This is a genomic window from Leucobacter tardus (assembly GCF_017583045.1).
GTDB lineage: Bacteria > Actinomycetota > Actinomycetes > Actinomycetales > Microbacteriaceae > Leucobacter > Leucobacter tardus.
Map to the genome: position 1 here is coordinate 396,502 of NZ_JAGFBF010000001.1, position 25,422 is coordinate 421,923.

The window sequence follows — 25,422 nt, forward strand, 5'->3', positions numbered from 1 at the left end:
CCCCGCGACCCCTTTTTTCCCCTTCACCAGAAAGGCTCTCAATGTCGAACATCGCCTTCATCGGACTCGGAATCATGGGACTGCCCATGTCCATCAATCTCGTCACGGCCGGCCACACGGTCGTCGGCTTCAACCGCAGCAGCGCCAAGGTCGAGCAGCTCGTCGCCGCGGGCGGGTCGGGTGCGTCGACGATCGCCGAGGCGGTCGCCGACGCCGACATCGTCGTCACCATGGTGCCCGACTCCCCCGATGTCGAAGCCGTCGTCACCGGCGAAGACGGTGTGTTCGCGCACGCGAAGGCGGGTGCGCTCTGGATCGACTTCTCCTCCATCCGACCCGACGTCGCCTCGCGACTCTCCGCCGAGGCGCGCGACGCCGGCCTGCGTCCGCTCGACGCTCCCGTCTCGGGCGGAGAGCCCGGCGCCATCGACGGCGTGCTGTCGATCATGGTCGGCGGAGACCCCGACGACTTCGCCGCCGCCGCCGAGGTGCTCGACATCGTCGGCAAGACGATCGTGCATGTGGGCCCCTCCGGTGCCGGACAGACCGTCAAAGCGGCGAATCAACTCATCGTCGCGGTCAACATCCAAGCACTGGCCGAAGCCGTTACGTTCCTGGAGGCCTACGGCGTCGACACCGATGCGGCACTGCGCGTGCTCGGCGGCGGCCTCGCCGGGTCGAAGGTGCTCGAGCAGAAGGGGCAGAAGATGCTCGATCGCTCCTTCGACCCCGGCTTCCGTCTCGAACTGCACAACAAGGACCTCGGCATCGTCACTGCCGCCGCTCGCGAAGCCGGGGTGGTCGTCCCCCTCGGCTCCGCCGTCGCCCAGCTCGTCTCCGCACTCGTCGCCCGCGGCGACGGCGGACTCGACCACTCGGGCCTCTTCAAGCTCGCCGGCGAGCTCTCAGGCCGCTCGAACGGCTGACCCAGCTCGGGGGTCGGGCGCGGCGCTATTACTCACACCTTGCCGGGCTCGACCCTCGGATGACCCATCGCGGGCCCACCCCGCACCCGGAGCGAAGAACGACCTTCCCTCCGACGGAAATGAAGGAGTTTCACCATGGCGAAGATGCGTGCCGTCGATGCGGCAGTGCTGATTCTGGAGAAGGAGGGTGCCACGCAGGCGTTCGGCCTTCCGGGAGCCGCGATCAACCCGTTCTACTCGGCGATGCGGGCGCACGGGGGCATCTCGCACGTGCTCGCCAGGCACGTCGAGGGCGCCTCGCACATGGCCGAGGGATTCACGCGCGCTCAGGCGGGCAACATCGGCATCTGCATCGGCACCTCGGGCCCGGCGGGCACCGACATGATCACCGGTCTGTACTCGGCACTGGCCGACTCGATCCCGATCCTCTGCATCACCGGTCAGGCACCCGTGGCGAAGCTCGACAAGGAGGACTTCCAGGCCGTCGACATCGCGTCGATCGCGAAGCCGGTGACGAAGCTCGCGAAGACGGTGCTCGAGGCCGGGCAGGTGCCTGGAGTCTTCCAGCAGGCGTTCCAGCTCATGCGGTCGGGGCGCCCGGGCCCGGTGCTCATCGACCTGCCGATCGACGTGCAGCAGACCGAGATCGAGTTCGACATCGACCTGTACGAGCCGCTGCCCATCGCGAAGCCGCAGGCCAGTCGTGCGCAGATCGACAGTGTGCTCGCCATGCTCGATGCGGCGGAGAGGCCCGTGCTCGTGGCGGGAGGCGGAATCCTCAACGCCGATGCGGCCGACGACTTCGTCGCACTCGCCGAGACCCTCGGCGTTCCCGTCATCCCGACGCTCATGGGGTGGGGCGTGATCCCCGACGATCACCGTTTGATGGCGGGCATGGTCGGGCTGCAGACGCAGCATCGCTACGGCAACGAGAACCTGCTCGCCAGCGATCTCGTGATCGGCCTCGGCAACCGCTGGGCGAACCGGCACACCGGTTCCCTCGACGTGTATACCCGGGGCCGCAAGTTCGTGCACATCGACATCGAGCCGACCCAGATCGGGCGCGTGTTCGCGCCGGATCTCGGCATCGTCTCCGATGCCGGCGCCGCGATCCGCGGTCTGCTGGAGGCGGCGCGCGAGCGCCGGAGCGCCGGGTCCCTCCCCGACCGCGCCGCGTGGGTCGATGAGACCCAGCAGCGCAAGGGGTCGCTGCAGCGCAAGACCAACTTCGACAACGTGCCGATCAAGCCGCAGCGCGTGTATCAGGAGATGAATCGCGCGTTCGGTCGCGACACCCGGTACGTCACGACGATCGGGCTCTCCCAGATCGCCGGCGCGCAGATGCTGCACGTGTACCGCCCGCGGCACTGGATCAACTGCGGCCAGGCCGGGCCGCTCGGCTGGACGCTGCCCGCGGCGCTCGGCGTCGTCGCGGCCGATCCGAGCACCCCGGTCGTCGCGCTCTCGGGCGACTACGACTTCCAGTTCATGATCGAGGAGCTCGCCGTCGGCGCGCAGTTCAAGCTGCCGTACATCCACGTCGTGGTGAACAACTCGTACCTCGGGCTGATCCGACAGGCTCAGCGCAATTTTGAGATGGACTACCACGTGTCGCTCGCGTTCGACAATGTGAACAGTCCGGAGACCGAGGGCTACGGCGTCGACCACATCAAGGTCGCCGAGGGGCTGGGGTGCAAGGCCATCCGGGTGCGCGAGGTCGAGGATCTGCACGCGGCCTTCGTGCGGGCGAAAGACCTCATGAGCCAGTTCCAGGTGCCCGTCGTCGTCGAGGTCATTCTCGAGCGCGTCACCAATATCGCGATGAGCGGTGCTGGCATCGACGCGATCAACGAGTTCGAGGATCTCGCGACCGGCCCGGAGGACGCGCCGACGGCGACGATCCCGCTGCAGCCGGCCCCGGTGCCGGCCGGCTAGCGACGGAGTAACGTGACTGCCATGCGCATCGTCATCGCTCCGGACAAGTTCAAGGGTTCTCTCACCGCGGCCGAGGTCGGCGACCACATCGCGCTCGGCATGCGCGCCGCGTGCGCGGATCCCGACATCACCGTCGTTCCCATGGCCGACGGCGGTGAGGGCACGGTCGATGCGGCGCTCGCGAACGGATTCTCCCGGATCGAGGTCGAGGTCTCCGGGCCGCTCGGCGCCCCGGTCAGGGCCGCCATCGCGGTGCGCGGCGAGGAGGCGGTCGTCGAGATGGCGGCCGCCTCCGGCCTGGCGCTCGTCGACGAAACGGATCGGAATGCGCTCGCGGCGACCTCGCGCGGGACCGGAGAACTCATCCGCGCGGCGCTCGACGCCGGCGTCACGCGCATCGTGCTGGCCATCGGCGGGAGCGCGTCGACCGACGGCGGCGCGGGCATGCTGGCGGCGCTCGGTGCGCGTCTGCTCGACGCCGAGGGGCGCGATGTCGCCGACGGCGGCGGTCCCCTCGCGGAGGTCGTCGACGTCGACCTGTCCGGTCTCGACGCGCGCATTGCCGAGACGAGCTTCATGCTGGCCAGCGACGTCGATCACGCGTTGCTCGGCCCGAACGGCGCTGCTTGCGTGTTCGGCCCGCAGAAGGGGGCTTCGGCGACGGACGTGCTCGAGCTGGAGCGCGGCCTCACGGTGTTCGCTCGAGCCTTGCAGGGCGGCTCGGGCGGTGAAGACTTCGCCTCTCACCCCGGAGCGGGTGCAGCGGGCGGCGTGGGATTCGCCGCCCTGGCGGTGCTCGGGGCCGAACGTCTGCCCGGCGTCGACGTCGTCGTCGACTTCACGCGATTGCGCGCCCATCTCGCCGGAGCCGACCTCGCGATCACCGGAGAGGGGTCGTTCGACGACCAGAGCCTCGGCGGCAAGACGCCGATGGGCGTGCTCGCCGCGGCGGCCTCCCTCGCCGTGCCCACGGTCGTGGTCTGCGGGCGCTCCCTGCTCGATGAAGCCGCGTGGCGGGAGGCCGGATTCGTCGGGTGCTTCGCCACGGCCGATCGTGCGCCGGACGCCGAGACGAGCATGCGCGAGACCGGCCCGCTGCTGCAGGCGATCGGCGCCGAACTGGTGCGTCGCTGGCGGGCCGGCGAGTTTGCTGGGAGTGCTTGACACCTCACCGCACCTGTGGTGAACTCATTCTCATCTCGCGGAATGCAGTTTTCGCATCGTGAAACTAGCGAGATGCCGATCGACGAAGATGTCATCCCCAAGGAGTTCCCATGTCACAGGACGAAGTCGTCCACGTCCCGAGCCGCGCATCGGAGGGACTGACCGATCCGGCACCCTCAGCGGTGTTCGCGATCAACGCGGGCATCAGCCCACGGCTCTACAACCGCGATCTCGCGCCCACCACGCGCTCCGGTCGCACCTGGAGCGCGTACAGCATCTTCACCCTCTGGGCGAACGACGTCCACAGCCTCGGCAACTACGTCTGGGCGATCGGTCTGTTCTCGCTCGGCATGAGCGGCGGCGCGATCCTCGGTGCCCTCGCCTTCGGGGCACTCTTCCTCTTCCTCCTCCTCACGCTCTCGGGCTACATGGGTGAGAAGACCGGCGTCCCGTTCCCGGTCATGAGCCGCATCTCCTTCGGCGTCTACGGCGCTCAGATCCCTGGCCTCCTGCGCGGCGCAGTGGCGATCGCGTGGTTCGGGATCCAGACCTACCTCGCCTCCCAGGTGCTCCAGGTCGTCATCATCGCGATCGCCCCCTCGGCCGCTGGCATGCAGGAGGGGTCGTTCCTCGGTCTCTCCGCGCTCGGCTGGATCAGCTTCCTCGCGCTCTGGGTCGTGCAGACGATCATCGTCAGCTACGGCATGGAGATGATCCGCAAGTACGAGGCGTTCGCCGGCCCCGTCATCCTCGTCACCTTCGTCGCGCTGGCGCTCTGGGTGTTCGCGCAGGCCGACTTCAGCATCGCCTGGTCGAACGGCGACCCGCTGACCGGTGCCGAGCTGTGGCTCGGCATGCTCGGCGCCGCCTCCGCATGGGTCGCGATCTACGGCACGTTCGTGCTGAACTTCTGCGACTTCACCCGCGGAGCGATGTCGAAGAAGTCGATCGTGAAGGGCAACTTCTGGGGCATCCCCGTGAACATGCTCTTCTTCGGACTGGTCGTGCTCGCGCTCGCCGGCGGATCCTTCAAGATCAACGGTGTGGCGATCAGCTCCCCCGCGGATGTCGTCGCCGCGCTGCCCAACACGGTGCTGCTCGTCCTGGCGTCGCTCGCCCTCATCGTGCTCACCATCGCGGTGAACCTGATGGCGAACTTCGTCGCCCCGACCTACGCGCTCACCAACCTGTTCCCCCGGCACCTGAACTTCCGCCGCGCGGCGCTCATCTCCGCGGTGATCGGGCTCGTGATCCTGCCCTGGAACATGTACAACTCGCCGGTCGTGATCGGCATCTTCCTCAACGGACTCGGCGCACTGCTCGGACCGCTGTTCGGCATCATCATGGTCGACTACTGGCTCATCAAGAAGCAGCGGATCAACGTGCTCGACCTCTACACCGAGAACAACCGGGGCGAGTACCACTACCGCAACGGCTTCAACCCGCGCGCGGTCGCCGCACTCATCATCTCGGGATCGCTCGCGCTGATCCTCACGTTCGTGCCGCTCTTCCACGCGATCAGCTCGTTCTCCTGGTTCATCGCGGCCAGCCTGGGCGCGCTGACCTATGCCGTGCTCGCGGATCGCCGCGGTCCCTTCACCGACGTGGACGGCGAGGAGATCGCCGTCGCCCCCACGCACTGATCGAATGACGCCCAGGAGGCCCGAAACCATGCGCATTCTCGTCGCGAACGTCAACACCACAGAGTCCATGACCGAGGGCATCGCCGAGGCGGCGAGGGCCGTCGCGTCGCCCGGAACCGAGATCGTCGGCATCACCCCCGCGTTCGGCGCCGAGTCGTGCGAGGGCAACTTTGAAAGCTATCTCGCGGCGATCGCGGTGATGGACGCGATCCAGCGGTATGAGGGTGAATACGACGCCGTGATCCAGGCCGGGTACGGCGAGCACGGTCGCGAAGGGCTGCAGGAGCTGCTCACCGTCCCGGTCGTCGACATCACCGAGGCCGCCGCATCGACGGCTATGTACGTGGGTCGCAGCTACTCGGTGGTCACGACGCTCGACCGCACCGTCCCGCTCATCGAGGACCGCCTGCTGCTCGCGGGCATGATGGAGCGGTGCGCGTCCGTGCGCTCCTCAGGGCTCGGCGTGCTCGAGCTCGAGGCGGATCCGGAGCGCGCAGTCGAGGCCATCGTTGCCGAAGCGGAGCGCGCCGTCCGCGACGACCGTGCCGAAGTGATCGTGCTCGGATGCGGTGGCATGGCCGAACTGAAAGACCGCGTCGTCGAGCGCTGCGGCGTGCCCGTGGTCGACGGTGTCCAGGCGGCCGTCGCGGTCGCCGAAGGCCTCGTGCAGCTCGGCCTCACGACCTCGAAGTCGCGCACCTACGCGCCGCCGCGGCCGAAGCGCGTCACCGGTTTCCCGGTGCCGCGCGCATCGTGACGCCCCGGGCCGACCGCACCGTCGTGTCGGCGCAGCATACTGAATCCAGCACATCCCACGTTGAGGAGAGGCGAAGCAATGAGTGAGGAACAGGCACCAGCGGACGAGGGACGCCCGGCGGGCAGCGGGAGCGAGGAGCACGGACGCTTCGACCTCGTCATCCGCGGCGAACGGGTGCTCACGACATCGGGGATCCGGCCGCGCGAGGTCGGGGTGCGCGACGGTGTCGTCGTCGCGCTGCAGCCTCTCGGCAACGGCCTCGAGGGCGACCGGGTGGTCGAGCTCGGCGACGACGAGACGCTCATTCCCGGGCTCGTCGATACCCACGTCCACGTGAACGAGCCCGGCCGCACCGAGTGGGAGGGGTTCGCATCGGCGACCCGTGCCGCGGCGAAGGGCGGCGTCACCACGATCCTGGACATGCCGCTCAACAGCATTCCGCCGACCATCGATGTCGCCGCGCTCGAGGAGAAGCGCGATGCCGCTCGCGAGCAGGCCTTCGTCGACGTCGGGTTCTGGGGCGGCGCCGTGCCGGGCAACACCGGAGAGCTGCGCGGTCTGCACGATGCCGGGGTCTTCGGATTCAAGTGCTTCCTGCTCCACTCTGGCGTCGACGAGTTCCCACCCCTCGACGCCGCAGAGATGGAGACGGATATGCGCGAACTGCGCACGTACGACTCCATGCTCATCGTCCACGCCGAGGACTCCCGTGCGATCGACCACGCTCCGTCGCCCGAGGGCGACGTCTACGAGAAGTTCCTCCACTCCCGCCCACGCGGCGCCGAGAACCTCGCGATCGCCGAGGTCATCGAACGTGCGCGCTGGACCGGCGCCCGCGCCCACATCCTGCACCTCTCCTCATCCGATGCGCTCGCCATGATCCGCACCGCGAAGAACGACGGGGTGCGCCTGACGGTCGAGACCTGCCCGCACTACCTCACGCTCACGGCCGAAGAGGTCCCGACCGGCGGGACGGCGTACAAGTGCTGCCCGCCGATCCGTGAGGCATCGAACCGCGAACTGCTGTGGGAGGGACTGGCGGATGGCACCATCGACTACATCGCGAGCGACCACTCCCCCTCGACGCTCGACCTCAAAGACCTCGAGAACGGCGACTTCGCCGTCGCGTGGGGCGGGGTCTCCTCGCTGCAGCTCGAACTGCCCGTGATCTGGACCGAGGCCCGCCGGCGCGGCTTCTCGCTCGAGCAGGTCGTCTCGTGGATGGCGGAGAAGCCGGCGGACAACGTCGGGCTTACCGGCAAGGGTCGCATCGCGCTCGGCGGGGACGCCGACTTCTCGGTGTTCGCCGCCGATGACGCCTTCGTGGTCGACGTCTCGCACCTCGAGCACAAGAACCCCATCACCCCCTACGCCGGTCGCGCACTCTCGGGAGTGGTGCGGCGCACCTATCTGCACGGCCAGGAGATCGACGGCGAGACCCCGACGGGCCGGCTGCTCCGTCGCGGCATGATCGAATAAGCGAGAACAGGGTCGACGCGAGAGGAACACGCCCATGACCGAGAACCACGACGCGCTGCCGCACGACGATGTCGACCCCGGGGGGCTGCTCGAATACTCCGTCGTCTTCACGGACCGGTCGCTCAATCACATGTCGCAGCGGTTCATCGGCGTCATGCAGGAGATCACCGATGTGCTGCTCGGCACCTACGATGCCGTGGGCGCAGCGATCGTGCCGGGCGGCGGCACCTACGCGATGGAGGCCGTCGCGCGGCAGCTCGCGCAGGGGCGGCGCTGTCTCGTGGTGCGCAACGGTCTGTTCTCGTATCGGTGGTCGCAGATCCTGGAGTCGGGCGCCATCGCCGACGCGGTGACCGTCTGCGCGGCCGGACCGACCGCGAACGAGGATCGAGCGTCGTGGGCGCCCGCGCCCCTCGACGAGATCGTCGCGACTATCCGCCGCGAGCGGCCGGAAGTCGTCTTCGCACCCCACGTCGAGACCGCCGCCGGCATCCAACTGCCCAACGCGACGATCAGCGTGATCGCCGACGCGGTGCACGAGGTCGGTGGCCTTTTCGTGCTCGACTGCATCGCCTCGGGCGCGCAGTGGGTGTCGATGGACGCCCTCGGCGTCGACGTGCTCATCAGCGCGCCGCAGAAGGGGTGGAGCGGTTCGCCCTGCGCCGGCTACGTGATGCTCGGACCCGCGGGTCGTGCCGCCGTCGAGTCCACGACCTCGTCGAGTTTCGCCGTCGATCTGCGCAAGTGGCTCTGCATCGCCGACGAGTATCGCGAGGGTCGCGCCCCGTACCACGCGACGATGCCGACCGATGCGCTCGCGCACAACGCGGCACTCATGCGGGAGGCGGTGGACCTCGGGCTCGAGCGCCTGCGCGAGGCGCAGGCCGAACTCGGGGCGCGCGTGCGGGCGCTGCTCGCCGAGCGGGGATTTCCCTCGGTCGCGGCGCCGGGCTTCGAGGCTCCGAGCGTCGTCGTCGTGCACACGGACGATGCGGCGCTGCAGTCGGGGGCCGCTCTCAGGCGAGCCGGCGTGCAGATCGCCGCGGGAGTCCCCCTCCACTGCGGTGAACCCGACGACTTCTCCACCTTCCGGATCGGACTCTTCGGACTCGACAAGCTGGACGACATCGACGGCACCGTCGACCGACTGCGGACCGCACTCGACGCGCTGAGCCGCTGAATCCGGCGGGACGGTCGGGATCTCACCGCCCCATCCGGCTCGAAAGTGCTAAGCTGTACAGGTTGTCTGCGCGCACTGCACCCTGCGGTGCGCCTGGCACGATGCACAAGTACCCTCCTGCCACGGAAATCCCGTGGCCGCGAAGTCCGAAGGAGGTGGGTCAATAATGCATCCGTACGAACTCATGGTTATCCTCGATCCCGGTATCGACGAGCGCACCGTGGCCCCCAGCATGGAGAAGTTCCTCGGCGTCATCCGCAACGCGGACGGCGAGATCGAGAACATCGACATCTGGGGCAAGCGTCGCCTGGCTTACGAGATCAAGAAGCAGACCGAGGGCATCTACGTCGTGGTGAACTTCACCGCGACCTCAGAGGCCACCGACGAGCTCGATCGTCAGCTCGGCCTGAGCGAAGCAGTGCTCCGCACCAAGGTCCTCCGCTCCGACGAGCTCATCGCCCAGCGCGCCGAGCAGAAGCAGCGCGACGAGGCCAAGGCCGCACGCGCAGCCGCCAAGCAGGGCGCCTAGTCCATGGCCGGCGAGCCGCTCATCACCGTCGTCGGCAACCTCGTTGCCGACCCCGAGCCGCGTGTCAGCCAGGCTGGCAAGTCGTGGGTGACGTTCCGCATCGCCTCGACCCCCCGCGTGCGCGACCGCCAGTCGGGCGACTGGTCCGACGGCGAAGCGCTGTTCCTCGGCTGCCGCGCCTTCGGCGAGTACGCCGACAACATCGCCTCGTCGTTGACCAAGGGCATGCGCGTCATCGTGCAGGGCCGTCTGACGCAGCGCAGCTACACCGACAACCAGGGCCAGCAGCGCACCTCCCTCGACCTCGAGGTCGAAGAGGTCGGGCCCTCGCTCCGCTGGTCGACCGCTCAGGTCAGCCGCGGGCAGTCGCGTGGCCAGGGCGGCGGATTCGGCGGCGGTCAGCCCGCCGGTCAGCCGAACTGGGGCCAGTCCGCAGCACCGCAGCAGCAGAGCAACCCCTGGACCAATTCGGGCCAGCAGGGCGGCGGCGACTTCGGTGGCGGCTTCGACGACGATCAACCTTTCTAAGACTCAGGAGAAAAGACCACATCATGGCAGGCAAGTCCAGCGGCGCAGGCCGCAAGCCGGGCCGGGGCAAGAACGCAAAGCCCGTAGCGCCCGCAAAGAAGCAGACCGTCGGCGTCATCGATTACAAGGATGTCGCGACGCTGCGCAAGTTCATCTCTGAGCGCGGAAAAATCCGCGCGCGCCGTATCACTGGCGTTTCCGTGCAGGAGCAGCGTCTGATCGCGAAGGCCGTGAAGAACGCCCGCGAGATGGCGCTCCTCCCCTACGCCGGTTCCGGCCGCTAAGGAGAGCATCATGGCGAAAGTAATTCTGACGAATGAGGTTCAGGGTCTCGGTTCCGCGGGTGACGTGGTCGAGGTCAAGAACGGCTACGCGCGCAACTACCTGGTGCCGCAGGGCTACGGGGTCCACTGGACTCGTGGCGGCGAGGCTCAGGTGGCGCAGCTCCGCGCCGCACGCGACGCACGCGCACTCGCGTCCGTCGAGGACGCCCGCGCGCTGAAGACGAAGCTCGAAGAGGGCAAGATCCGCCTCTTCGCGAAGTCGGGCGCCGAGGGCCGTCTGTTCGGTGCGATCCGCCCGGCGAGCGTTGCCACCGCGGTCTCCGAGGCAGGCCTCGGCGAGATCGACAAGCGCAAGGTCACGCTGCCGGCGATCAAGTCGACCGGCGAGTACCGTGCGACGGTCCACCTGCACGAGGGTGTCGACGCAGAGATCACGCTGCAGATCATCGCCCAGCGCTGATCAGCGGTTCCCACAGCGGGGGGGGGGCTCCTCGGGGCCCCGCCCCGCTGTGTTTTCCACAGATGGTTGAACCTTTGGGATAACTCATGCCAGAGACGACATCGGTGTAATTACTTCACGTGATTTTCCTGATCAGAAGTTACTTCCGGAAAAGTAGTTAACTGTGGATAACTATTCACAGTTGGAGCACACTCCGCGCGATCAGGAAGTACAGGATCAGCCCCGTAGCATCGACGAACGTGGTGATGAACGGGTTCGAGAACACGGCCGGATCGACGCGGATCGCCCGCGCTGCGAGCGGCATGATGCCGCCGACCGCGGCGGCGGTGGTGCAGATCGCGAGCAGCGTCGCGCCGATGATGATGCCGATAGCGGGGGAGTAGATCAGGCCCGCCACCGCGAAGCCGAGTGCGCCGAGAAGCAGGCCGAGCAGTGCGCCGGCGCGCAGCTCGCGGCCCAGGACGCGCAGGATGTCCCGAGGTCGCACGTCGTCGAGCGCCAGAGCTCGCGTGACGGTGGTCGCCGCCTGGTTGCCGGTGTTGCCCCCGGTGCCGATGAGCAGCGGGACGAAGAGGGCGAGCACGGTCACCTGAGCGAGCGTTTCCTCGAAGACCTCCAGCACGTGGACGGTCAGCGTCGCACCGACGGCGAGCACCAGCAACCAGACGATGCGCGAGCGCACGAGCGCGGTGACCGGGGTGGCGAGATAGGGCCGCCGCAGCGGCTCGACGCCGCCCTGGCGTGCCGCATCCTCGGTCTCGGACTCCTCGATGATCTTGACGGCGTCGTCGATCGTGAGCATGCCTACCAGGCGATCTTCGCTGTCGACGATCGGCAGCGCCAGGAATCCGCGTTCCGTGCAGAGGCGCGCGGCGGACTCCGCCGGGTGCATCACGGTCGCCGTGACGACGTCCTCCATGAGGTGCGCGATGGGGGTGTCCTCAGCGGCTCCGATGAGATCTCGGAGGCTGACGACGCCGATCACCCGCCGACCGTCGGCGATGACCGGGATCGTGTAGACCGTCTCCGCCTGGTCGATACGGTCTCGCACCCGGACGAGCGTCTGGGCGACTGAGAACTCTGCGCGGGTGGTGACGTATTCGGGGGTCATCCGGCGACCGACCGACGCCTGCGGATACCCCAGCATGGACGCCGTGAGCTCGCGATCCTCCGGCGGGAGGTCGCGCATGAGTCGTGTCGCCAGCACGGCGGGTACCTCGTCGAGCAGCCAGATCCGGTCGTCGGGGTCGAGGTCGGCGAAGAGCTGCGTCACCTCGGAGTCCTGCAGACCGTGGAGCAGTTCGCCCTGCAGCGCCGGCGGGAGCTCCTCGAAGAGGTCGAGCGCTCGCTGTTTCTCGAGCAGGCGGTAGAGGACCGCGCGGGGCTTCTGTTCGAATCGCTCGAACAAGGCGACGAGATCGGCGATGTCGAGCGGAGACAGCTCGTGCGTCGCCGCGGCCAGGTCCTTGCGGTTCACCTGATCGCGGATGGTGTCGATGAGATCAGGGCTGAGAGGCACACGTGACCATACCAATTCGGCTCGGTGATTGTCCACAGGGATGACGCAGACAAAGCCTCAAGCTTCACCTGAGAGTTGAATAACTTGATCACCTGGGGAGAAAGAAACACCAGGTCACAGGAGCTAAAAAAGTTCCTCTGTTGCGGTAGTCCACAGGTTATCCCCAGATGTGTGGAAAAGGTTCGGGGTTTCCACGGTCGTTATCCACGGAGTTATCCACAGGTCTCGATGGGGATATTTGGCGGGCGTGATAGTGGGGCCTAGCGTGAGTGTCTGGGGTGTGGTGTTGACTGTCAGCGACCACGGGCAGACCACAGAACAGGAGTCCAGAGGTGTCGATCGCTCACTTGGGAATCCCTGACTCACCGTCAGACGAGTCGGGGTACGGCAACGAGCGCACGCCGCCGTACGATTTGCTGGCCGAGCAGAGCGCTCTCGGCGGCATGCTCCTGTCGAAGGACGCCGTCGCCGATGTGACCGGACTGCTGCGCGGGCCCGACTTCTACGTGCCGAAGCACGAGGTGATCTACGAGGCCGTTCTGGCGCTGTACGCGCGGGGCGAGCCCACGGACGCGATCACCGTCACCGATCAGCTCACGAAGATGGGCGACCTGCAGCGCGCCGGCGGCGCCGAGTATCTGCACACGATCACGAGCATCGTGCCGACCGCCGCCAACGCGAGCTATTACGCCGAGATCGTCGCCGAGAAGGCGCTGCTGCGACGCCTGGTGGAGGCGGGCACGCGTATCGTGCAGATGGGCTACGCGGGCGAGGGCGAAGCGGTCGACCTCGTGAACAGCGCCCAGTCCGAGATCTACGGGGTGACCGGCGCGGACCAGGCGAACGATTACGTGCCGCTCTCCGACGCCGTGACCGCCGCGATCGAAGAGATCGAGAAGGCGAAGATGTCCGAGGGCGGCATGATGGGGGTTCCCACCGGCTTCGCCGAACTCGATGAGAAGACGAACGGGTTCGCCGCGGGTCAGATGATCATCGTCGCGGCTCGCCCCGCCATGGGCAAGTCCACGCTCGCGCTCGACATCGCCCGATCCGGTTCCGTCGGCGCGGGTGCGACCACCGTCTTCTTCTCGCTCGAGATGGGTCGCGCCGAGATCGCGATGCGTCTGCTCGCCGCTGAGGCGAGCATTCCGATGCAGACGCTCCGCAAGGGGGCGCTCGACCAGCGCGACTTCACCAAGCTGGCGGCGACGCAGGCGCGCATCAACGAAGCGCCGCTGTTCATCGACGACAGCCCGAACCTCACGCTCGTGGAGATCCGTGCGAAGTGCCGCCGGCTCAAACAGCGTCACAACCTCAAGATGGTGGTCATCGACTACCTGCAGCTGCTCTCGAGCGGTAAGCGCGTCGAGAGCCGTCAGCAAGAAGTCAGCGAGTTCTCCCGTGCACTCAAGCTGCTGTCGAAGGAGCTCGAGGTGCCCGTCGTAGCGCTGTCGCAGCTCAACCGTGCGTCCGAGCAGCGGTCAGACAAGATGCCGGCGATCAGCGACCTCCGTGAGTCGGGTTCGCTGGAGCAGGATGCCGACATGGTGATTCTGCTGCACCGTGAATCCTCATACGAGAAGGACAACCCGCGAGCGGGCGAAGCCGACCTCATCCTCGCCAAGCAGCGTAACGGACCGACCGGCACGGTGACCGTCGCGTTCCAGGGTCACTACTCCCGATTCCAAGACATGCCGAGCGGCCTGTAGGGCGCTCGTTCGGACTCCGCAGGGCCACACGCGTCGAGCGCATCATCAGCGGCGAAGCGGTAGACTCGGGGGGTGCCACGAAAGGGGTTGAACGTGAGTGCGGTGACCGGATCCGACGAGATGCGTTCCGCGACCCCGGCAGCGGGGTCGCGTGCTGCGGCTCTCGTGCGCGCCGCAGTGCTCGCGGCAGCCGGACTGGGCATCACCTTCACGGCGACGCTCCACGAGCAGCTGGTCTTCGATCGATCAGTCGTCGCTGTCACGTTCGCCGCGCTCGCGGCGTCGCATCTGTACTCGTGGGCTGTGCAGCGCCGCGCCGAGCGCACGCCGGCGCGCGTGCTGCTCGCAGCCGTCGCACTCGCCGCGGCGATCGCGATGCTCGTCGTCGCCACCCCGGCCGCGTTCGCGCTGGTTCTGGCCGCGTGGGCGCTCGTGAGCGGACTCCTCGAGTTCATCGGCGGTGCGGTCGGCGGGGCGACCAAGCAGGACGCCACGCTCATGGGTGCGACCGGCGTGCTCCTCGCGGTGCTCGCACTGCTGTTCCGTGACGACCAGGTCGCGACGCTGGGCTTCTTCGGCGCGTACGCCATCATCGGCGCCGTGTTCCTCGGCATCTCGGCATTCGACGGCACGCGCCGTTCCGCGACCGACCCGGCTGCAGCGCCGGGCCGCTGACGCTGACTCTGACTTCCCACCACCACGGAGACACCACACCATGACGGACACCCCACAGCCCGACGGCACGGATCCCGTGACGCCCTCGCGTCGCGACCGTCTGCGGCCGCTCGAGCTGATCGCGTTCTCGCTGGTGCTCGCGGTGTTCGCCGCGCTCGTGGTGCTGCTGGTGACGCGCAACTGGACGCTGACCGGTATCGCCGCGGGCGTCGCCTTCATCGTCAGCGTCATGATGGTGGCCCTCGTCGGTCTCGGCAAGGAGCCGAGCGCGGCCGACCGCAAGGCGCGCGAGGACCTGCAGGGTCCTGACGACGGCACCCACTACCACTAGCGAGCGCACCGGCCGCCGCCCGTCACCGGGCGACGGTCGGAGTCGGCGCGTCAGCGCTGCAGGTAGTCGAGCAGGTCCGCAGCCGATCCGGTGTAGGTGGCAGGTGTGAGCGCGAGCAGGCGCTGCTTCGCCGCTTCGCCGATCTCGAGGCCCTCGACGAACTCGATGAGGTCGGCCTGGCCGATCCGGCGGCCGCGGGTCAGCTCCTTGAGCGCCGCGTACGGGTCCGAGATGGTCGAGCGACCGGCGGTCACCTCGGCTCGGATCACCGTCTGGATCGCTTCGCCGAGCACCTCCCAGTTCGCATCGAGATCGGCCGCGAGCACCTCGGGCGCCGCGTCGATCTGACCGAGCCCCTTCAGGATGTTGTCGAGAGCGAGCACGGAGTGCCCGAACCCGACGCCGATGTTCCGCTGGGCCGACGAGTCCGTGAGGTCGCGCTGCCACCGGCTCGTCACCAGCGTCGCCGCGAGCGAGTCGAGGATCGCGTTCGACAGTTCGAGGTTCGCCTCGGCGTTCTCGAAGCGGATGGGATTCACCTTGTGCGGCATCGTCGACGAACCCGTCGCCCCGGCGACGGGGATCTGGCGGAAGTAGCCGATGGAGATGTAGCTCCAGATGTCGGTCGCGAGGTTGTGGAGAATGCGGTTCGCGTGGGCGATGCGCGCGTACAGCTCCGCCTGCCAGTCGTGGGATTCGATCTGGGTCGTGAGCGGGTTCCAGTCGAGTCCCAGTCCTTCGACGAACTCCTGCGACACCGCCGCCCAGTCCGTGTCGGGGTCGGCGGCGAGGTGGGCGGCGAAGGTGCCGGTCGCCCCCGAGAACTTGCCGAGGTACTCGACGTCGTCGATCTGGTGCAGCTGGCGCTCGAGCCGGTGCACGAAGACCGCCAGCTCTTTGCCGAGGGTCGTCGGGGTCGCCGGCTGACCGTGCGTGCGGCTCATCATCGGCAGCTCGCGGTACTCCTCGGCCTGACGGGCGATCTCGGCGATGACGGCGTCGAACTTGGGGCGCCAGACCTGCTCCACGGCGTGCTTCACGGTAAGCGCGTACGAGAGGTTGTTGATGTCCTCGCTGGTGCAGCAGACGTGGGTGAGCTCGGCGAGACGGCCGAGGTCCATCTCGTCGAGCTTGCCGCGCACCAGGTACTCGACGGCTTTCACGTCGTGCTGCGTCGTGCGCTCGGTCTCGGCGAGCTGATCGATCTCGGCCTGGCCGAAGTTCGCCGCCCAGGTGCGGAGCGTCGCCGTCTCGTCCGCCGACAGGGGCGTGCCACCGAGCAGGGAGTGCTCGGTCAGGTAGATCAGCCACTCGACTTCGACGTGCACGCGCGCCTGGTTCAGACCCGCCTCGGAAAGGTACTCGCCGAGGCCCGTCACCGCCGCCCGATAACGTCCGTCGAGGGGGCTGAGGGGCTGCGGGGGGAGAGAGGTCATGCGTGTGCTCCGGTCGATGCGAGGGCGGGGGAGAGGTCGCCGTGCGCTCGGCGCCCCGACCATCTTCCCACGGAACGCGCGGGCCCGTCCGGAGGCGTCGGTGCTAGCGGTCCTTCTTCTTGCCGGTGCCGAGCAGACCGTTTACGATCGCCGAGAGGATGCCCAGCACGATGGCGGCCAGCACGCCCCACCAGAATCCGTCGACGCGCAGTCCGAACCCGGCGAGGCTCGAGAGCGCCGACACGGCGAGCAGCATGAGTCCGTTGATCAGGAGGCCGAAGAGGCCGAGGGTGATGATGCGCAGGGGGATGGAGACGAAGCGCACCACGCGTCCGAGCGTCCCGTCGACGACGCCGAAGACGAGGGCGACGAGCACGAGTGTGATGAGGTACGCGGCCGTCGACTCGGTGTCGCCGGAGGCTTCGCTGAGCGTCGGCAGGCGCGAGGCGCCGAAGGGCTCGATCCAGATGCCGTGGTCACCGGGACCGCCCACGATGAGCGTGGTGAGCCAGAAGGCGAAGGCGCTGACGAGAACGCGGATGAAAGAGCGCATGGCTCCAGTCTCCCACGCGGTCCCGGTCGGGGGAACGGACGCGATCGCCCGGGTGCCGTTACAGCACGGCGGCCAGGAAGTCCTTCGTGCGCTGCTCGATCGGGTTGCTGAAGAGCTGGTCGGGCTCGCCCTCCTCGACGATGCGTCCGCCGTCGAACATGAGGACGCGGTTCGAGACGTCGCGGGCGAACTGCATCTCGTGGGTGACGATGAGCATGGTGACGTCCGTCTCCTCGGCGATCGTGCGGAGGATGCCGAGCACCTCACCCACGACCTCGGGGTCGAGGGCGCTCGTGACCTCGTCGAGCAGCAGGATCTCGGGGTCCATGGCGAGGGCGCGCGCGATGGCGATGCGCTGCTGCTGACCGCCGGAGAGCTGCGAGGGGTGCGCGTTCGCCTTCTCGGGCAGCCCCACCTTTTCGAGCAGCTCGTGGGCACGGCGCTTCGCGTCGGCCTTCGGCACGCCGAGCACGTGCACCGGACCCTCGATGATGTTCTCGATCACGGTCATGTTCGGGAAGAGGTTGAACTGCTGGAAGACCATGCCGATCCGCTTGCGCGTCGCGGTGCGGTCCTTCTCCTTCACCGCCACACGCTTGCCGTCGCGCTCGACGTGGGTGAGCGGCTGTCCGTCGATGAGGATATACCCCTCGTTCGCCTCTTCGAGCGTCATGACGAGGCGCAGGATCGTGGTCTTGCCCGAGCCGCTCGGTCCGATGAGGGTGACGCGGTCGCCCTTGCGCACGGCGAAGTTCAGGTCGTCGAGCACGACGTGGTCGCCGAAGCGCTTCTGCACGTGCGAGAACCGGATCGCGGGGGTCGTGCCGTCGGGGATCTCGATGGCCCCGGTGTGCGTGTCAGGTCTGGTAGGCAAGTCGCTTCTCCAATTTCCCGATGAGGAGTGAGGTGGGGTAGCTGGCGAGCAGGAAGATGACGCCGGCGATGGTGATCGCCTCGAGGTAGCGGAAGTGCTGGCCCCCGAAGAGCTGCGCCGCGCGCACGAGCTCGGTCACGGTGATCGCCATGAGGAACGGGGTGTCCTTGAACATGGCGATCACGTAGTTGCCGAGTGAGGGGATCGTCGCCCGGAGCGCCTGCGGAATGATGACGGCGACCCAGGTGCGCCGTTTCGACATGCTGAGCGCCGTCGTCGCCTCCCACTGGCCCTGCGGCACCGAGTCGATGCCGGCCCGGTAGCTCTCGGCCATGTAGGTGGCGTAGTGGATGCCGAAGATCACGACGCCCATGGTGAGGGGCGAGACGCTCGTGAACAGGTAGTACGCGAACAAGAGCTGCACGACGATCGGCGTCATGCGGATGAAGTTCACGATGAAGGCGAGGATCCCCGAGAAGGGCTGGGGGAGGCTGCGGCGCGCGATCGCGATGACGAGGCCCAGCACGGCGGCGATGGCGCTGCCGACGACCGTGACGAGCAGGGTCACCTGCAGGAACGCTTGCAGCAGGATCGGGAGCGCGTCGAAGGCGTAGTCCCAGTTCCAGAGTCCGTCGGTGTTCATCCGAGCTGGCCCGCCCCCTTCGAGTCAGGCGCGGGCGCCGCGAGCGCCGAGCGCATCGACCCGCCCTGTCCGAGCCGGTGCTTGGCGCGGATCTCGAGCGCGCTCATGCCGAGGTGGAGGACGTACGCGATGATGAAGTACAGGATCAGTCCCAGCGAATAGGCGAAGAACACGTCGGTGTCGATCCGCAGCTTGTCGAGCGATGCCGTGAGATCGAACATCGTGATGAAGCTGACGATCGCGGTTCCCTTGAGCAGCAGGATCAGCAGGTTGTCGAGGGACGGCAGCATGAGCGCCCACGCCTGCGGGAAGATGACGCGGCGCATCCGGTGCACGGGCGGCATGCTGAGGGCGACGGTGGCCTCCCACTGGCCGCGCGGAACCGAGTTCAGGGATCCCCGCACCACCTCGGCGCCGTAGGCGCCGTAATTGAGGCCGAGGCCCAGGATCCCGACGAGGACCGGCGACAGCTCGACCCCGAGCAGTGGCAGCACGAAGAACAGGAAGAACAGCTGCACCACGAGCGATGTGCCCCGGAAGAATTCGATGACGAATCGGGCGATGCCGCGGATCAGGATCCGGCGCGCGCGCGCCATCAGCCCGAGCACGATGGCGACGACGAGGGCGAGCGCGGCGCCGCCGAGGGTGAGGGTCAGGGTGATCCCCATGCCCTCCATGATCCGCGGCAGCGCTCGCGCGAGCGCCTCAAGATTCTCGGTCACGCGAGACGGATCCCCGCTCAGCCCAGCTCGCCGGAGCAGAGCTGCTCGGTGGTGAGATCGGCGGGGGGCAGGTTCTCAGCGGTGAATCCGAAGTCCTCGACGAGGCCCAGGTAGGACTGCTCATCGCTCGTGATGGTCGCGAGCTGCTCGTTGTAAGCTTCGAGCAGTTCCGTGTCGTCCTGGCGGAAGACGGTGGCGCCGGCGCCGATCTGCTCGACGCCGTCGATCACCTGAACGTAGGGCTCGGTCGCCTCGACGTCGTCCATGTCCTCGGTCATCCAGTTGAGCGAGACGCCGGTGAGGGCGAAGGCATCGGCCCGACCGCTCTGCACCGCCTCGATGCCCGACTGGGTGTCATCGACGGTGATGGTGTTCGCGATGCCGAGATCCTGGGCGTAGCCCTCCTCGATCGCGCCGGACTGCACGGCGAGGGTGAGGTCGCCGTCCTGCGCGAGCACATCGTCGAGCGTCTGCAGGTTCTCGGGGTTGCCTGCCGGAACCGTGAGTGCGGTCGTGTACATGATCTCGGGATCGCTGAACGCGGCCTGCTCGCAGCGCTCGGGCAGAATCGACATGCCGGCGCTGATCGCATCGAACCGCCCGGCGTTGAGCCCGGGGATGAGCGAGTTCCAGTCGACCTCCTGCACCTCGATGTTGTCGACGCCGAGGCCGGCGAAGATCTGCTCGTGCATGGCGATCGTGGCGCCCGTCGGCTCTCCGTCGTCGCCGACCCACGAATAGGGGCGTTCTTCGGCGATGGCGAGGGTGACGGTGCCGTCCTCCTGAATCTGCTCGAGCGTGTTGCCTGAGGCTTCGGTGCCGCCGCCCGAGCATGCCGTCAGCCCCAGTGCTGTGACGCCGGCGGCGGCCAGCGCGATCCTCGTGTACGTGCGTGATGCCGTCATGAACGTGCCTGTCTTCCTCATCGTCGTGGTGCGGTCCGGTGCAGCGGTGCGCACCCTCCAGACCCGCTTCGGTGCGAACGGACGCCACGATACGGAACGGGTGCTGCCCAGTAAAGCGGGTTTCCCCCGAAACCCCCGACTCAGTTGTGCAATCGTTACCGGAAGCGGATCCCGTATCAAAAAGGCCGATGGGAAGCCAGAAACGCGCGGATGTGCGTGTCGCGGGATCCCGATCCCACGATGTGAAACCGCAGGCGCCGACGCCCGCGTCCGCTCGCTAGACTGGAGGACCATGAGCGATCACAATGACGTGCCCGTCCGAATGCGAGCCGATGTGCTGTCGGTTCCCGCGTATCGGCAGGGCGCTGCCCCGACCCGTCCGGGGTACAAGCTGTCGAGCAACGAGAACCCGTTCGACCCGCTGCCCAGCGTGCTGGCGGCGATCTCGGGACGCGACGACATCAACCGGTACGCCGCCGCCGCGATGCCCGACCTCCGCGAGTCGATCGCCGCGAAATTCGGGGTGACGGCGGATCGCGTCCACCTCGCCGCCGGCTCCGTGGCGATCCTCTATCAACTGGTGCACGCCGCCGCGACGACGGGCGATGAGTACCTGCACGCCTGGCCGAGCTTCGAGGCGTACCCCTCGCTCGGACTCGCCTCGGGCGCGAGCGCCGTCCGCGTGCCGCTCACCGGCGCGGCTGAGCACGACCTCGACGCCATGGCCGAGGCCATTACCGAGCGCATCCGCGTGATCCTCGTCTGCTCCCCGAACAACCCGACCGGTCCCGCGGTGCGCCGCGCCGACTTCGACCGGTTCATGGCGCGCGTCCCCGCCACCACGCTCGTCGTGCTCGACGAGGCGTACCGGGAGTTCGTCACCGACCCGGAGGCCGTCCGCGGCGAAGACGTGCTCGGACAGCACCCCAACCTGGTGGTGCTGCGCACCTTCTCGAAGGCGTACGGCCTCGCCGGGCTGCGCATCGGCTACGCCGTCGGCCACCCCGCGATCCTGTCGGCCGCCGCGACGACGGCGATCCCGCTCTCCGTCACCGGCCTCGCCGACGTCGCCGCGCGGGCGTCGATGATGCCCGAGGCGCAGGCCGAGCACGATCGCCGGATCCACGAGATCGTGACCCGGCGCGACGCACTCGTCGCCGGCCTCGCGGACCTCGGGGTGCGCGTGCCCCAGGCGCAGGGCAACTTCGTCTGGATCCCCGAGGGGGAGCACGGCATCGATACGGCGGCGCTCGCCGCAGCGTTCTCGGAGAGCGGCACCCTCGTGCGCCCGTTCCCCGGAGACGGCGTGCGCATCTCCGTAGGGGAGCGCGAGAGCATCGACGAAGTGCTGCGCATCGTCGGTGCGTTTCTCGGGTAGTCCCTGCATATCCCGGCATCGCCATGACCCCCGATTACACTGGGTCGAGATGATCGAGCAGTTCACACCCCCCGCACCGCAGGCCGGTGGCGACCCCGAGCCCGTCCGCTTCCTCGACGACGCCGGCGCATACGATCCGTCCGCGACCGCCGAGGCATTCGCCGACGAGCTGGATGCGGCGACGCACGACGACCTCCGGCAGTGGTACCGCGACATGGTGATGACGCGCGCGTTCGACACCGAGTGCACGCACCTGCAGCGGCAGGGCCAGCTCGCACTCTGGGTGCCGAGCGTGGGGCAGGAGGGCTGCCAGGTCGGGCTCGCGCGCGCCGCAGAGCCGCAGGACCACATCTTCCCCGCCTACCGCGAGCACCTCGTCGCCCACGTGCGCGGGGTGGGTCTGCTGAACGTGGCCGCGCAGTTCCGCGGGTTGTCGCACGGCGGCTGGGACGTGACGGATCCCGCCAACGGCAACTTCCACCTCTACACCCTGGTGCTCGGCGCGCAGACGCAGCACGCCACCGGGTATGCGCTCAGTCAGGTGCTCGATGCGAAGCGTCGCGCGGGCAGCACGGTACTCGATGCCGGAGAGCCGGCGATCGAGACCGGCGACGCCACCATGGTCTTCTACGGCGACGGCACCACGAGTCAGGGCGACGCCAACGAGTCCCTGATCTTCGCGGCCAGCTACCAGACCCCCGAGGTCTTCGTCGTGCAGAACAACCACTGGGCGATCTCGGTACCGGTGACCCGTCAGTCGCGCACCCCGCTGTATCGGCGTGCGCTCGGCTTCGGCATGCGCAGCGTGCAGATCGACGGCAACGATCCCCTGGCTGCATTCGCGGTCGGACGCCGCTTCCTGCGCGAGGCCCGCACAGGCGGCGGACCCGGCTACATCGAGGCGCTCACGTACCGCATCGGCGCTCACACGACGAGCGACGACCCGACCCGGTACCGCGAACCGGGCGAGCTCGAGGCGTGGCAGCTGCGCGACCCGATCGCGCGATTCGAGGGGTACCTGCGCTCGCTCGGTATCGACGACGCATTCTTCGAGGAGACCCGGACGTGGGCGACCGCTGAGGCGCGCACGCTCCGCGATCAGATTCTGACCCTGCCCGAACCCGAGGCCGACTCGATGTTCGCGCACGTGTACACCGAGCCGCACCCGCGCGTCGAAGAGCAGCGCGAGTGGCTCGCCCGCTACGAATCCTCGTTCGCCGAGACGGATGGGGGTCGCGCATGAGCCTCACCGAGCGCACCACGCTGCCCCTCGCTCGCGCCATCAACGAGGGCCTGCGCGCGGCAATGGCCGAGAACGATCGTGTGCTGCTGATGGGTGAAGACATCGGTCCGCTCGGCGGCGTCTTCCGGGTCACCGACAAGCTGCAGGCCGAGTTCGGGTCGGCGCGCGTGCTCGACACCCCGCTCGCCGAGGCCGGCATCGTGGGCAGCGCCATCGGACTCGCGATGAACGGGTACCGGCCCGTGCTCGAGATCCAGTTCGACGGCTTCATCTTCCCGGCCTTCAACCAGATCGTGACGCAGCTCGCGAAGATCACGAGCCGCCACGACGGGGCGGTCTCCATGCCGATCGTGATCCGGGTGCCGTACGGCGGGCACATCGGGGCGGTCGAGCACCACCAGGAGAGCCCCGAGGCCTATTTCGCGCATACGCCAGGGCTGCGGGTCGTCGCGCCGTCGACGCCGAACGACGCCTACTGGATGATCCAGCAGGCGATCGCCTCGCCCGACCCGGTGCTGTTCTTCGAGCCGAAGGCGAAGTACTGGCAGAAGGGCGAGGTCGATCCGTCAGCGCCCTCAGCGCCCCTGCACACGACGCGCGTGGCGCGCCCGGGGACCGACGTCACCGTGGTGGGCTACGGCGCCATGGTCACGACCCTGCTGCAGGCCGCCGAGGTCGCGCAGTCCGAAGGGGTCAGCCTCGAGGTCATCGACCTGCGCAGCGTCTCGCCGATCGACTACGAGCCACTGCTCGCCTCCGTGCGCAAGACCGGCCGCGTGGTCGTGGCGCAGGAGGCGCAGGGCGGCGCGAGCGTGGGCGGCGAGATCGCGGCGCACATCGGCGAGCACGCCTTCTATTCGCTGCAAGCCCCCGTGCTCCGCGTCTCCGGCTACGACGTGCCGTTCCCGCCGGCCAAGCTGGAGGGCATCTACCTGCCGGACGCCGACCGCGTGCTCGAAGCCGTCGACCGCACCATGCACTACTGACCCGCACCCCATGACCGAGGAGCATCGATGACCGACATGACGTTCCCCCTTCCCGATGTCGGGGAGGGGCTCACCGAAGCGGAGATCGTCACGTGGCACGTCGCCCCGGGCGACGCCGTCGAGCTCAACCAGGTGATCTGCGAGATCGAGACGGCGAAATCGCTCGTCGAACTGCCGTCGCCGTTCACGGGCACCGTCACCGAGCTCATCGCGGCCGTCGGCGAAACGGTGCCGGTGGGGGAGCCGATCCTGCGCGTGCGCACGGGTGACGCGGCAGAGCCCGACGTGCGCGACGGTGCCGGAGCCGTCGGCGAGGTCGGCGACGACGCCGCGGCCGCCGCGGGCGACACCGAGACCCGTGAAGCCGTCGCCGATGCCGCGGCCAGCGTCACCCACGAGACCGAGACCGAGACCGAGACCGAGACCGCGGCCGAGTCCGATGACGCGGGCGGCGCCGTGCTCGTGGGGTACGGCACCGGCGGCGCCGTCAAGAGCCGCCGTCGCCACGGCGGCGAGCCGCTGCTCACGGGATCGCCGATCCATCAGGCCCCGATCCCGGTGGCCGAGGCGAGTCCGATCATCGCGAAGCCGCCGATCCGCAAGCTCGCGAAAGATCTCGGTGTCGATCTCAGCGGCGTGAACGGCTCGGGGATCGCCGGCGAGATCCTGCGCGACGACGTCGTGCGGAACGCGACGCAGGCGAGTCTCTTCCGCAACATCTCGACGCCCGAGGCGTCGCCCGCGCGCGAGGAACGGGTGCCGCTCAAGGGCATGCGCAAGCAGATCGCGAAGGCGATGGTCGAGAGCGCGTTCGAGGCGCCGCACGTGAGCGTCTTCACCGAGGTCGACGCCACGCGCACGATGGAGTTCGTGAAGCGCCTGAAGAGCTCGACCGACTTCGCCGGGGTCAAGGTCTCGCCGCTCCTCATCTTCGCGAAGGCGATGCTGTGGGCCGTGCGCCGCAGCCCCGAGGTGAACTCGACGTTCACCGAGACCGAGATCATCCGCCACCACTTCGTGAACCTGGGCATCGCCGCGGCGACGCCCCGCGGACTCGTGGTGCCGAACATCAAGGACGCGCAGGATCTCAGCCTGCTCGATCTGGCTCGCGCCATCGAGCAGCTCACGATCACTGCGCGCGACGGGCGCACGCAGCCGGCCGAGATGCAGCACGGCACCATCACCATCACGAACATCGGCGTCTTCGGCATGGACTTTGGCACGCCGATCCTGAACCCCGGCGAGTGCGGCATCATGGCGATGGGGACGATCCGCGAGAAGCCCTGGGTCGTCGACGGCGAGGTGCGCCCCCGCATGGTGACGACGGTGGGCGGCTCGTTCGACCACCGCATCGTCGACGGCGACGTGGTGTCGCGGTTCGTCGCCGACGTCGCCTCGGTGCTCGAGGAGCCGGCGCTGCTGCTCGATTAGACCCGCCGAATGCTCCGCTCGATGGCGGAGAATCCGGCTACGTGGGATTTGCGTAACTCCCGATTCGACGCGCTGCACGCGTGAGACGATTCAGATCGCTCGGTTGACCAACGGCCGAGTTCAAGGGGTCTG

Annotated in this window: 25 protein-coding genes; 18 read left to right on the forward strand and 7 right to left on the reverse strand. The window is 68.2% G+C overall.

Annotated features, from left to right (window positions below; all coding sequences use genetic code 11):
- Positions 1 to 41: 41 nt before the first annotated feature.
- The 11 genes from J4H85_RS01905 (at position 42) to rplI (ending at position 10,885) form a co-directional block, all read left to right on the forward strand.
- Entirely contained in the window at positions 42 to 926 is an 885-nt protein-coding gene (locus J4H85_RS01905) for a 2-hydroxy-3-oxopropionate reductase (protein WP_208236360.1), read from the forward strand.
- 135 nt (positions 927 to 1,061) lie between these two features.
- The gene (gene gcl / locus J4H85_RS01910; protein ID WP_208236362.1) at positions 1,062 to 2,861 is read left to right on the forward strand and encodes a glyoxylate carboligase; all 1,800 of its coding nucleotides are present in this window, start codon (positions 1,062 to 1,064) and stop codon (positions 2,859 to 2,861) included.
- 21 nt (positions 2,862 to 2,882) lie between these two features.
- The gene (locus tag J4H85_RS01915) at positions 2,883 to 4,025 is read left to right on the forward strand and encodes a glycerate kinase (protein WP_208237281.1); all 1,143 of its coding nucleotides are present in this window, start codon (positions 2,883 to 2,885) and stop codon (positions 4,023 to 4,025) included.
- 110 nt (positions 4,026 to 4,135) lie between these two features.
- Positions 4,136 to 5,668, forward strand: coding sequence for an NCS1 family nucleobase:cation symporter-1 (locus tag J4H85_RS01920; RefSeq protein ID WP_208236365.1), 1,533 nt, complete (start codon positions 4,136 to 4,138; stop codon positions 5,666 to 5,668).
- A 28-nt stretch (positions 5,669 to 5,696) separates the two neighbouring features.
- Positions 5,697 to 6,425 carry an aspartate/glutamate racemase family protein gene (locus tag J4H85_RS01925; protein WP_208236367.1) on the forward strand — a complete coding sequence of 243 codons (729 nt, stop codon included), beginning with the start codon at positions 5,697 to 5,699 and terminating at the stop codon, positions 6,423 to 6,425.
- 78 nt (positions 6,426 to 6,503) lie between these two features.
- Positions 6,504 to 7,904, forward strand: a complete 1,401-nt coding sequence (allB, locus tag J4H85_RS01930; RefSeq protein WP_208236369.1) for an allantoinase AllB — start codon at positions 6,504 to 6,506, stop codon at positions 7,902 to 7,904.
- A gap of 34 nt (positions 7,905 to 7,938) precedes the next feature.
- Positions 7,939 to 9,084, forward strand: a complete 1,146-nt coding sequence (locus J4H85_RS01935; protein ID WP_208236371.1) for a pyridoxal-phosphate-dependent aminotransferase family protein — start codon at positions 7,939 to 7,941, stop codon at positions 9,082 to 9,084.
- A 166-nt stretch (positions 9,085 to 9,250) separates the two neighbouring features.
- On the forward strand, positions 9,251 to 9,613 hold the full coding sequence (gene rpsF / locus J4H85_RS01940) for a 30S ribosomal protein S6 (RefSeq protein ID WP_208236373.1): 363 nt from the start codon (positions 9,251 to 9,253) through the stop codon (positions 9,611 to 9,613).
- A gap of 3 nt (positions 9,614 to 9,616) precedes the next feature.
- The gene (gene ssb / locus J4H85_RS01945; protein WP_208236375.1) at positions 9,617 to 10,141 is read left to right on the forward strand and encodes a single-stranded DNA-binding protein; all 525 of its coding nucleotides are present in this window, start codon (positions 9,617 to 9,619) and stop codon (positions 10,139 to 10,141) included.
- A 23-nt stretch (positions 10,142 to 10,164) separates the two neighbouring features.
- Complete coding sequence (rpsR, locus tag J4H85_RS01950) at positions 10,165 to 10,425, forward strand: 30S ribosomal protein S18 (RefSeq protein ID WP_208236377.1); 261 nt, start codon at positions 10,165 to 10,167, stop codon at positions 10,423 to 10,425.
- Positions 10,426 to 10,435: 10 nt separating this feature from the next.
- Positions 10,436 to 10,885, forward strand: a complete 450-nt coding sequence (rplI, locus tag J4H85_RS01955) for a 50S ribosomal protein L9 (RefSeq protein WP_208236378.1) — start codon at positions 10,436 to 10,438, stop codon at positions 10,883 to 10,885.
- 175 nt (positions 10,886 to 11,060) lie between these two features.
- On the opposite strand, the gene mgtE is transcribed toward rplI, so the two are convergent.
- On the reverse strand, positions 11,061 to 12,404 hold the full coding sequence (gene mgtE / locus J4H85_RS01960) for a magnesium transporter (protein ID WP_307863321.1): 1,344 nt from the start codon (positions 12,402 to 12,404) through the stop codon (positions 11,061 to 11,063).
- Between the two features lie 332 nt (positions 12,405 to 12,736).
- On the opposite strand from mgtE, the gene dnaB reads away from it, so the two are divergent.
- From dnaB to J4H85_RS01975, 3 genes are all read left to right on the forward strand, one after another.
- Positions 12,737 to 14,113, forward strand: coding sequence for a replicative DNA helicase (gene dnaB, locus J4H85_RS01965; RefSeq protein ID WP_208236380.1), 1,377 nt, complete (start codon positions 12,737 to 12,739; stop codon positions 14,111 to 14,113).
- A gap of 72 nt (positions 14,114 to 14,185) precedes the next feature.
- Positions 14,186 to 14,788: a hypothetical protein gene (locus J4H85_RS01970; protein ID WP_307863322.1), complete on the forward strand. Its 603-nt coding sequence runs from the start codon at positions 14,186 to 14,188 to the stop codon at positions 14,786 to 14,788.
- Positions 14,789 to 14,828: 40 nt separating this feature from the next.
- Positions 14,829 to 15,119 (forward strand): ABC transporter ATP-binding protein, encoded by a 291-nt coding sequence (locus tag J4H85_RS01975; protein ID WP_208236381.1) that lies wholly within the window; start codon positions 14,829 to 14,831, stop codon positions 15,117 to 15,119.
- A 50-nt stretch (positions 15,120 to 15,169) separates the two neighbouring features.
- On the opposite strand, the gene purB is transcribed toward J4H85_RS01975, so the two are convergent.
- The 6 genes from purB to ehuB all read right to left on the reverse strand — a co-directional run bounded on the left by purB (position 15,170) and on the right by ehuB (position 20,252).
- Positions 15,170 to 16,555 (reverse strand): adenylosuccinate lyase, encoded by a 1,386-nt coding sequence (purB, locus tag J4H85_RS01980; protein WP_208236382.1) that lies wholly within the window; start codon positions 16,553 to 16,555, stop codon positions 15,170 to 15,172.
- Positions 16,556 to 16,658: 103 nt separating this feature from the next.
- Positions 16,659 to 17,108, reverse strand: a complete 450-nt coding sequence (locus J4H85_RS01985; RefSeq protein ID WP_208236383.1) for a phage holin family protein — start codon at positions 17,106 to 17,108, stop codon at positions 16,659 to 16,661.
- A gap of 58 nt (positions 17,109 to 17,166) precedes the next feature.
- On the reverse strand, positions 17,167 to 17,943 hold the full coding sequence (gene ehuA / locus J4H85_RS01990; protein ID WP_307863412.1) for an ectoine/hydroxyectoine ABC transporter ATP-binding protein EhuA: 777 nt from the start codon (positions 17,941 to 17,943) through the stop codon (positions 17,167 to 17,169).
- Between the two features lie 22 nt (positions 17,944 to 17,965).
- Positions 17,966 to 18,625, reverse strand: coding sequence for an ectoine/hydroxyectoine ABC transporter permease subunit EhuD (gene ehuD, locus J4H85_RS01995; protein ID WP_208236385.1), 660 nt, complete (start codon positions 18,623 to 18,625; stop codon positions 17,966 to 17,968).
- Positions 18,622 to 19,347, reverse strand: coding sequence for an ectoine/hydroxyectoine ABC transporter permease subunit EhuC (ehuC, locus tag J4H85_RS02000; RefSeq protein ID WP_208236387.1), 726 nt, complete (start codon positions 19,345 to 19,347; stop codon positions 18,622 to 18,624). Before ehuC ends, ehuD begins: the two co-directional genes overlap by 4 nt.
- A 17-nt stretch (positions 19,348 to 19,364) precedes the next feature.
- The gene (gene ehuB, locus J4H85_RS02005) at positions 19,365 to 20,252 is read right to left on the reverse strand and encodes an ectoine/hydroxyectoine ABC transporter substrate-binding protein EhuB (RefSeq protein ID WP_208236389.1); all 888 of its coding nucleotides are present in this window, start codon (positions 20,250 to 20,252) and stop codon (positions 19,365 to 19,367) included.
- Positions 20,253 to 20,544: 292 nt separating this feature from the next.
- On the opposite strand from ehuB, the gene J4H85_RS02010 reads away from it, so the two are divergent.
- The 4 genes from J4H85_RS02010 to J4H85_RS02025 are packed head-to-tail and all read left to right on the forward strand — an operon-like array spanning position 20,545 to position 25,290.
- Positions 20,545 to 21,630, forward strand: a complete 1,086-nt coding sequence (locus J4H85_RS02010) for a histidinol-phosphate transaminase (RefSeq protein WP_208236390.1) — start codon at positions 20,545 to 20,547, stop codon at positions 21,628 to 21,630.
- A gap of 49 nt (positions 21,631 to 21,679) precedes the next feature.
- Positions 21,680 to 22,873, forward strand: a complete 1,194-nt coding sequence (locus J4H85_RS02015) for a thiamine pyrophosphate-dependent enzyme (protein ID WP_208236392.1) — start codon at positions 21,680 to 21,682, stop codon at positions 22,871 to 22,873.
- A complete protein-coding gene (locus tag J4H85_RS02020) occupies positions 22,870 to 23,859 on the forward strand; it encodes an alpha-ketoacid dehydrogenase subunit beta (protein ID WP_208236394.1) in 990 nt (329 codons plus the stop codon). The genes J4H85_RS02015 and J4H85_RS02020 overlap by 4 nt, the downstream gene beginning before the upstream one ends.
- Positions 23,860 to 23,886: 27 nt before the next feature.
- Positions 23,887 to 25,290 carry a dihydrolipoamide acetyltransferase family protein gene (locus tag J4H85_RS02025; protein ID WP_208236396.1) on the forward strand — a complete coding sequence of 468 codons (1,404 nt, stop codon included), beginning with the start codon at positions 23,887 to 23,889 and terminating at the stop codon, positions 25,288 to 25,290.
- Positions 25,291 to 25,422: the final 132 nt, after the last annotated feature.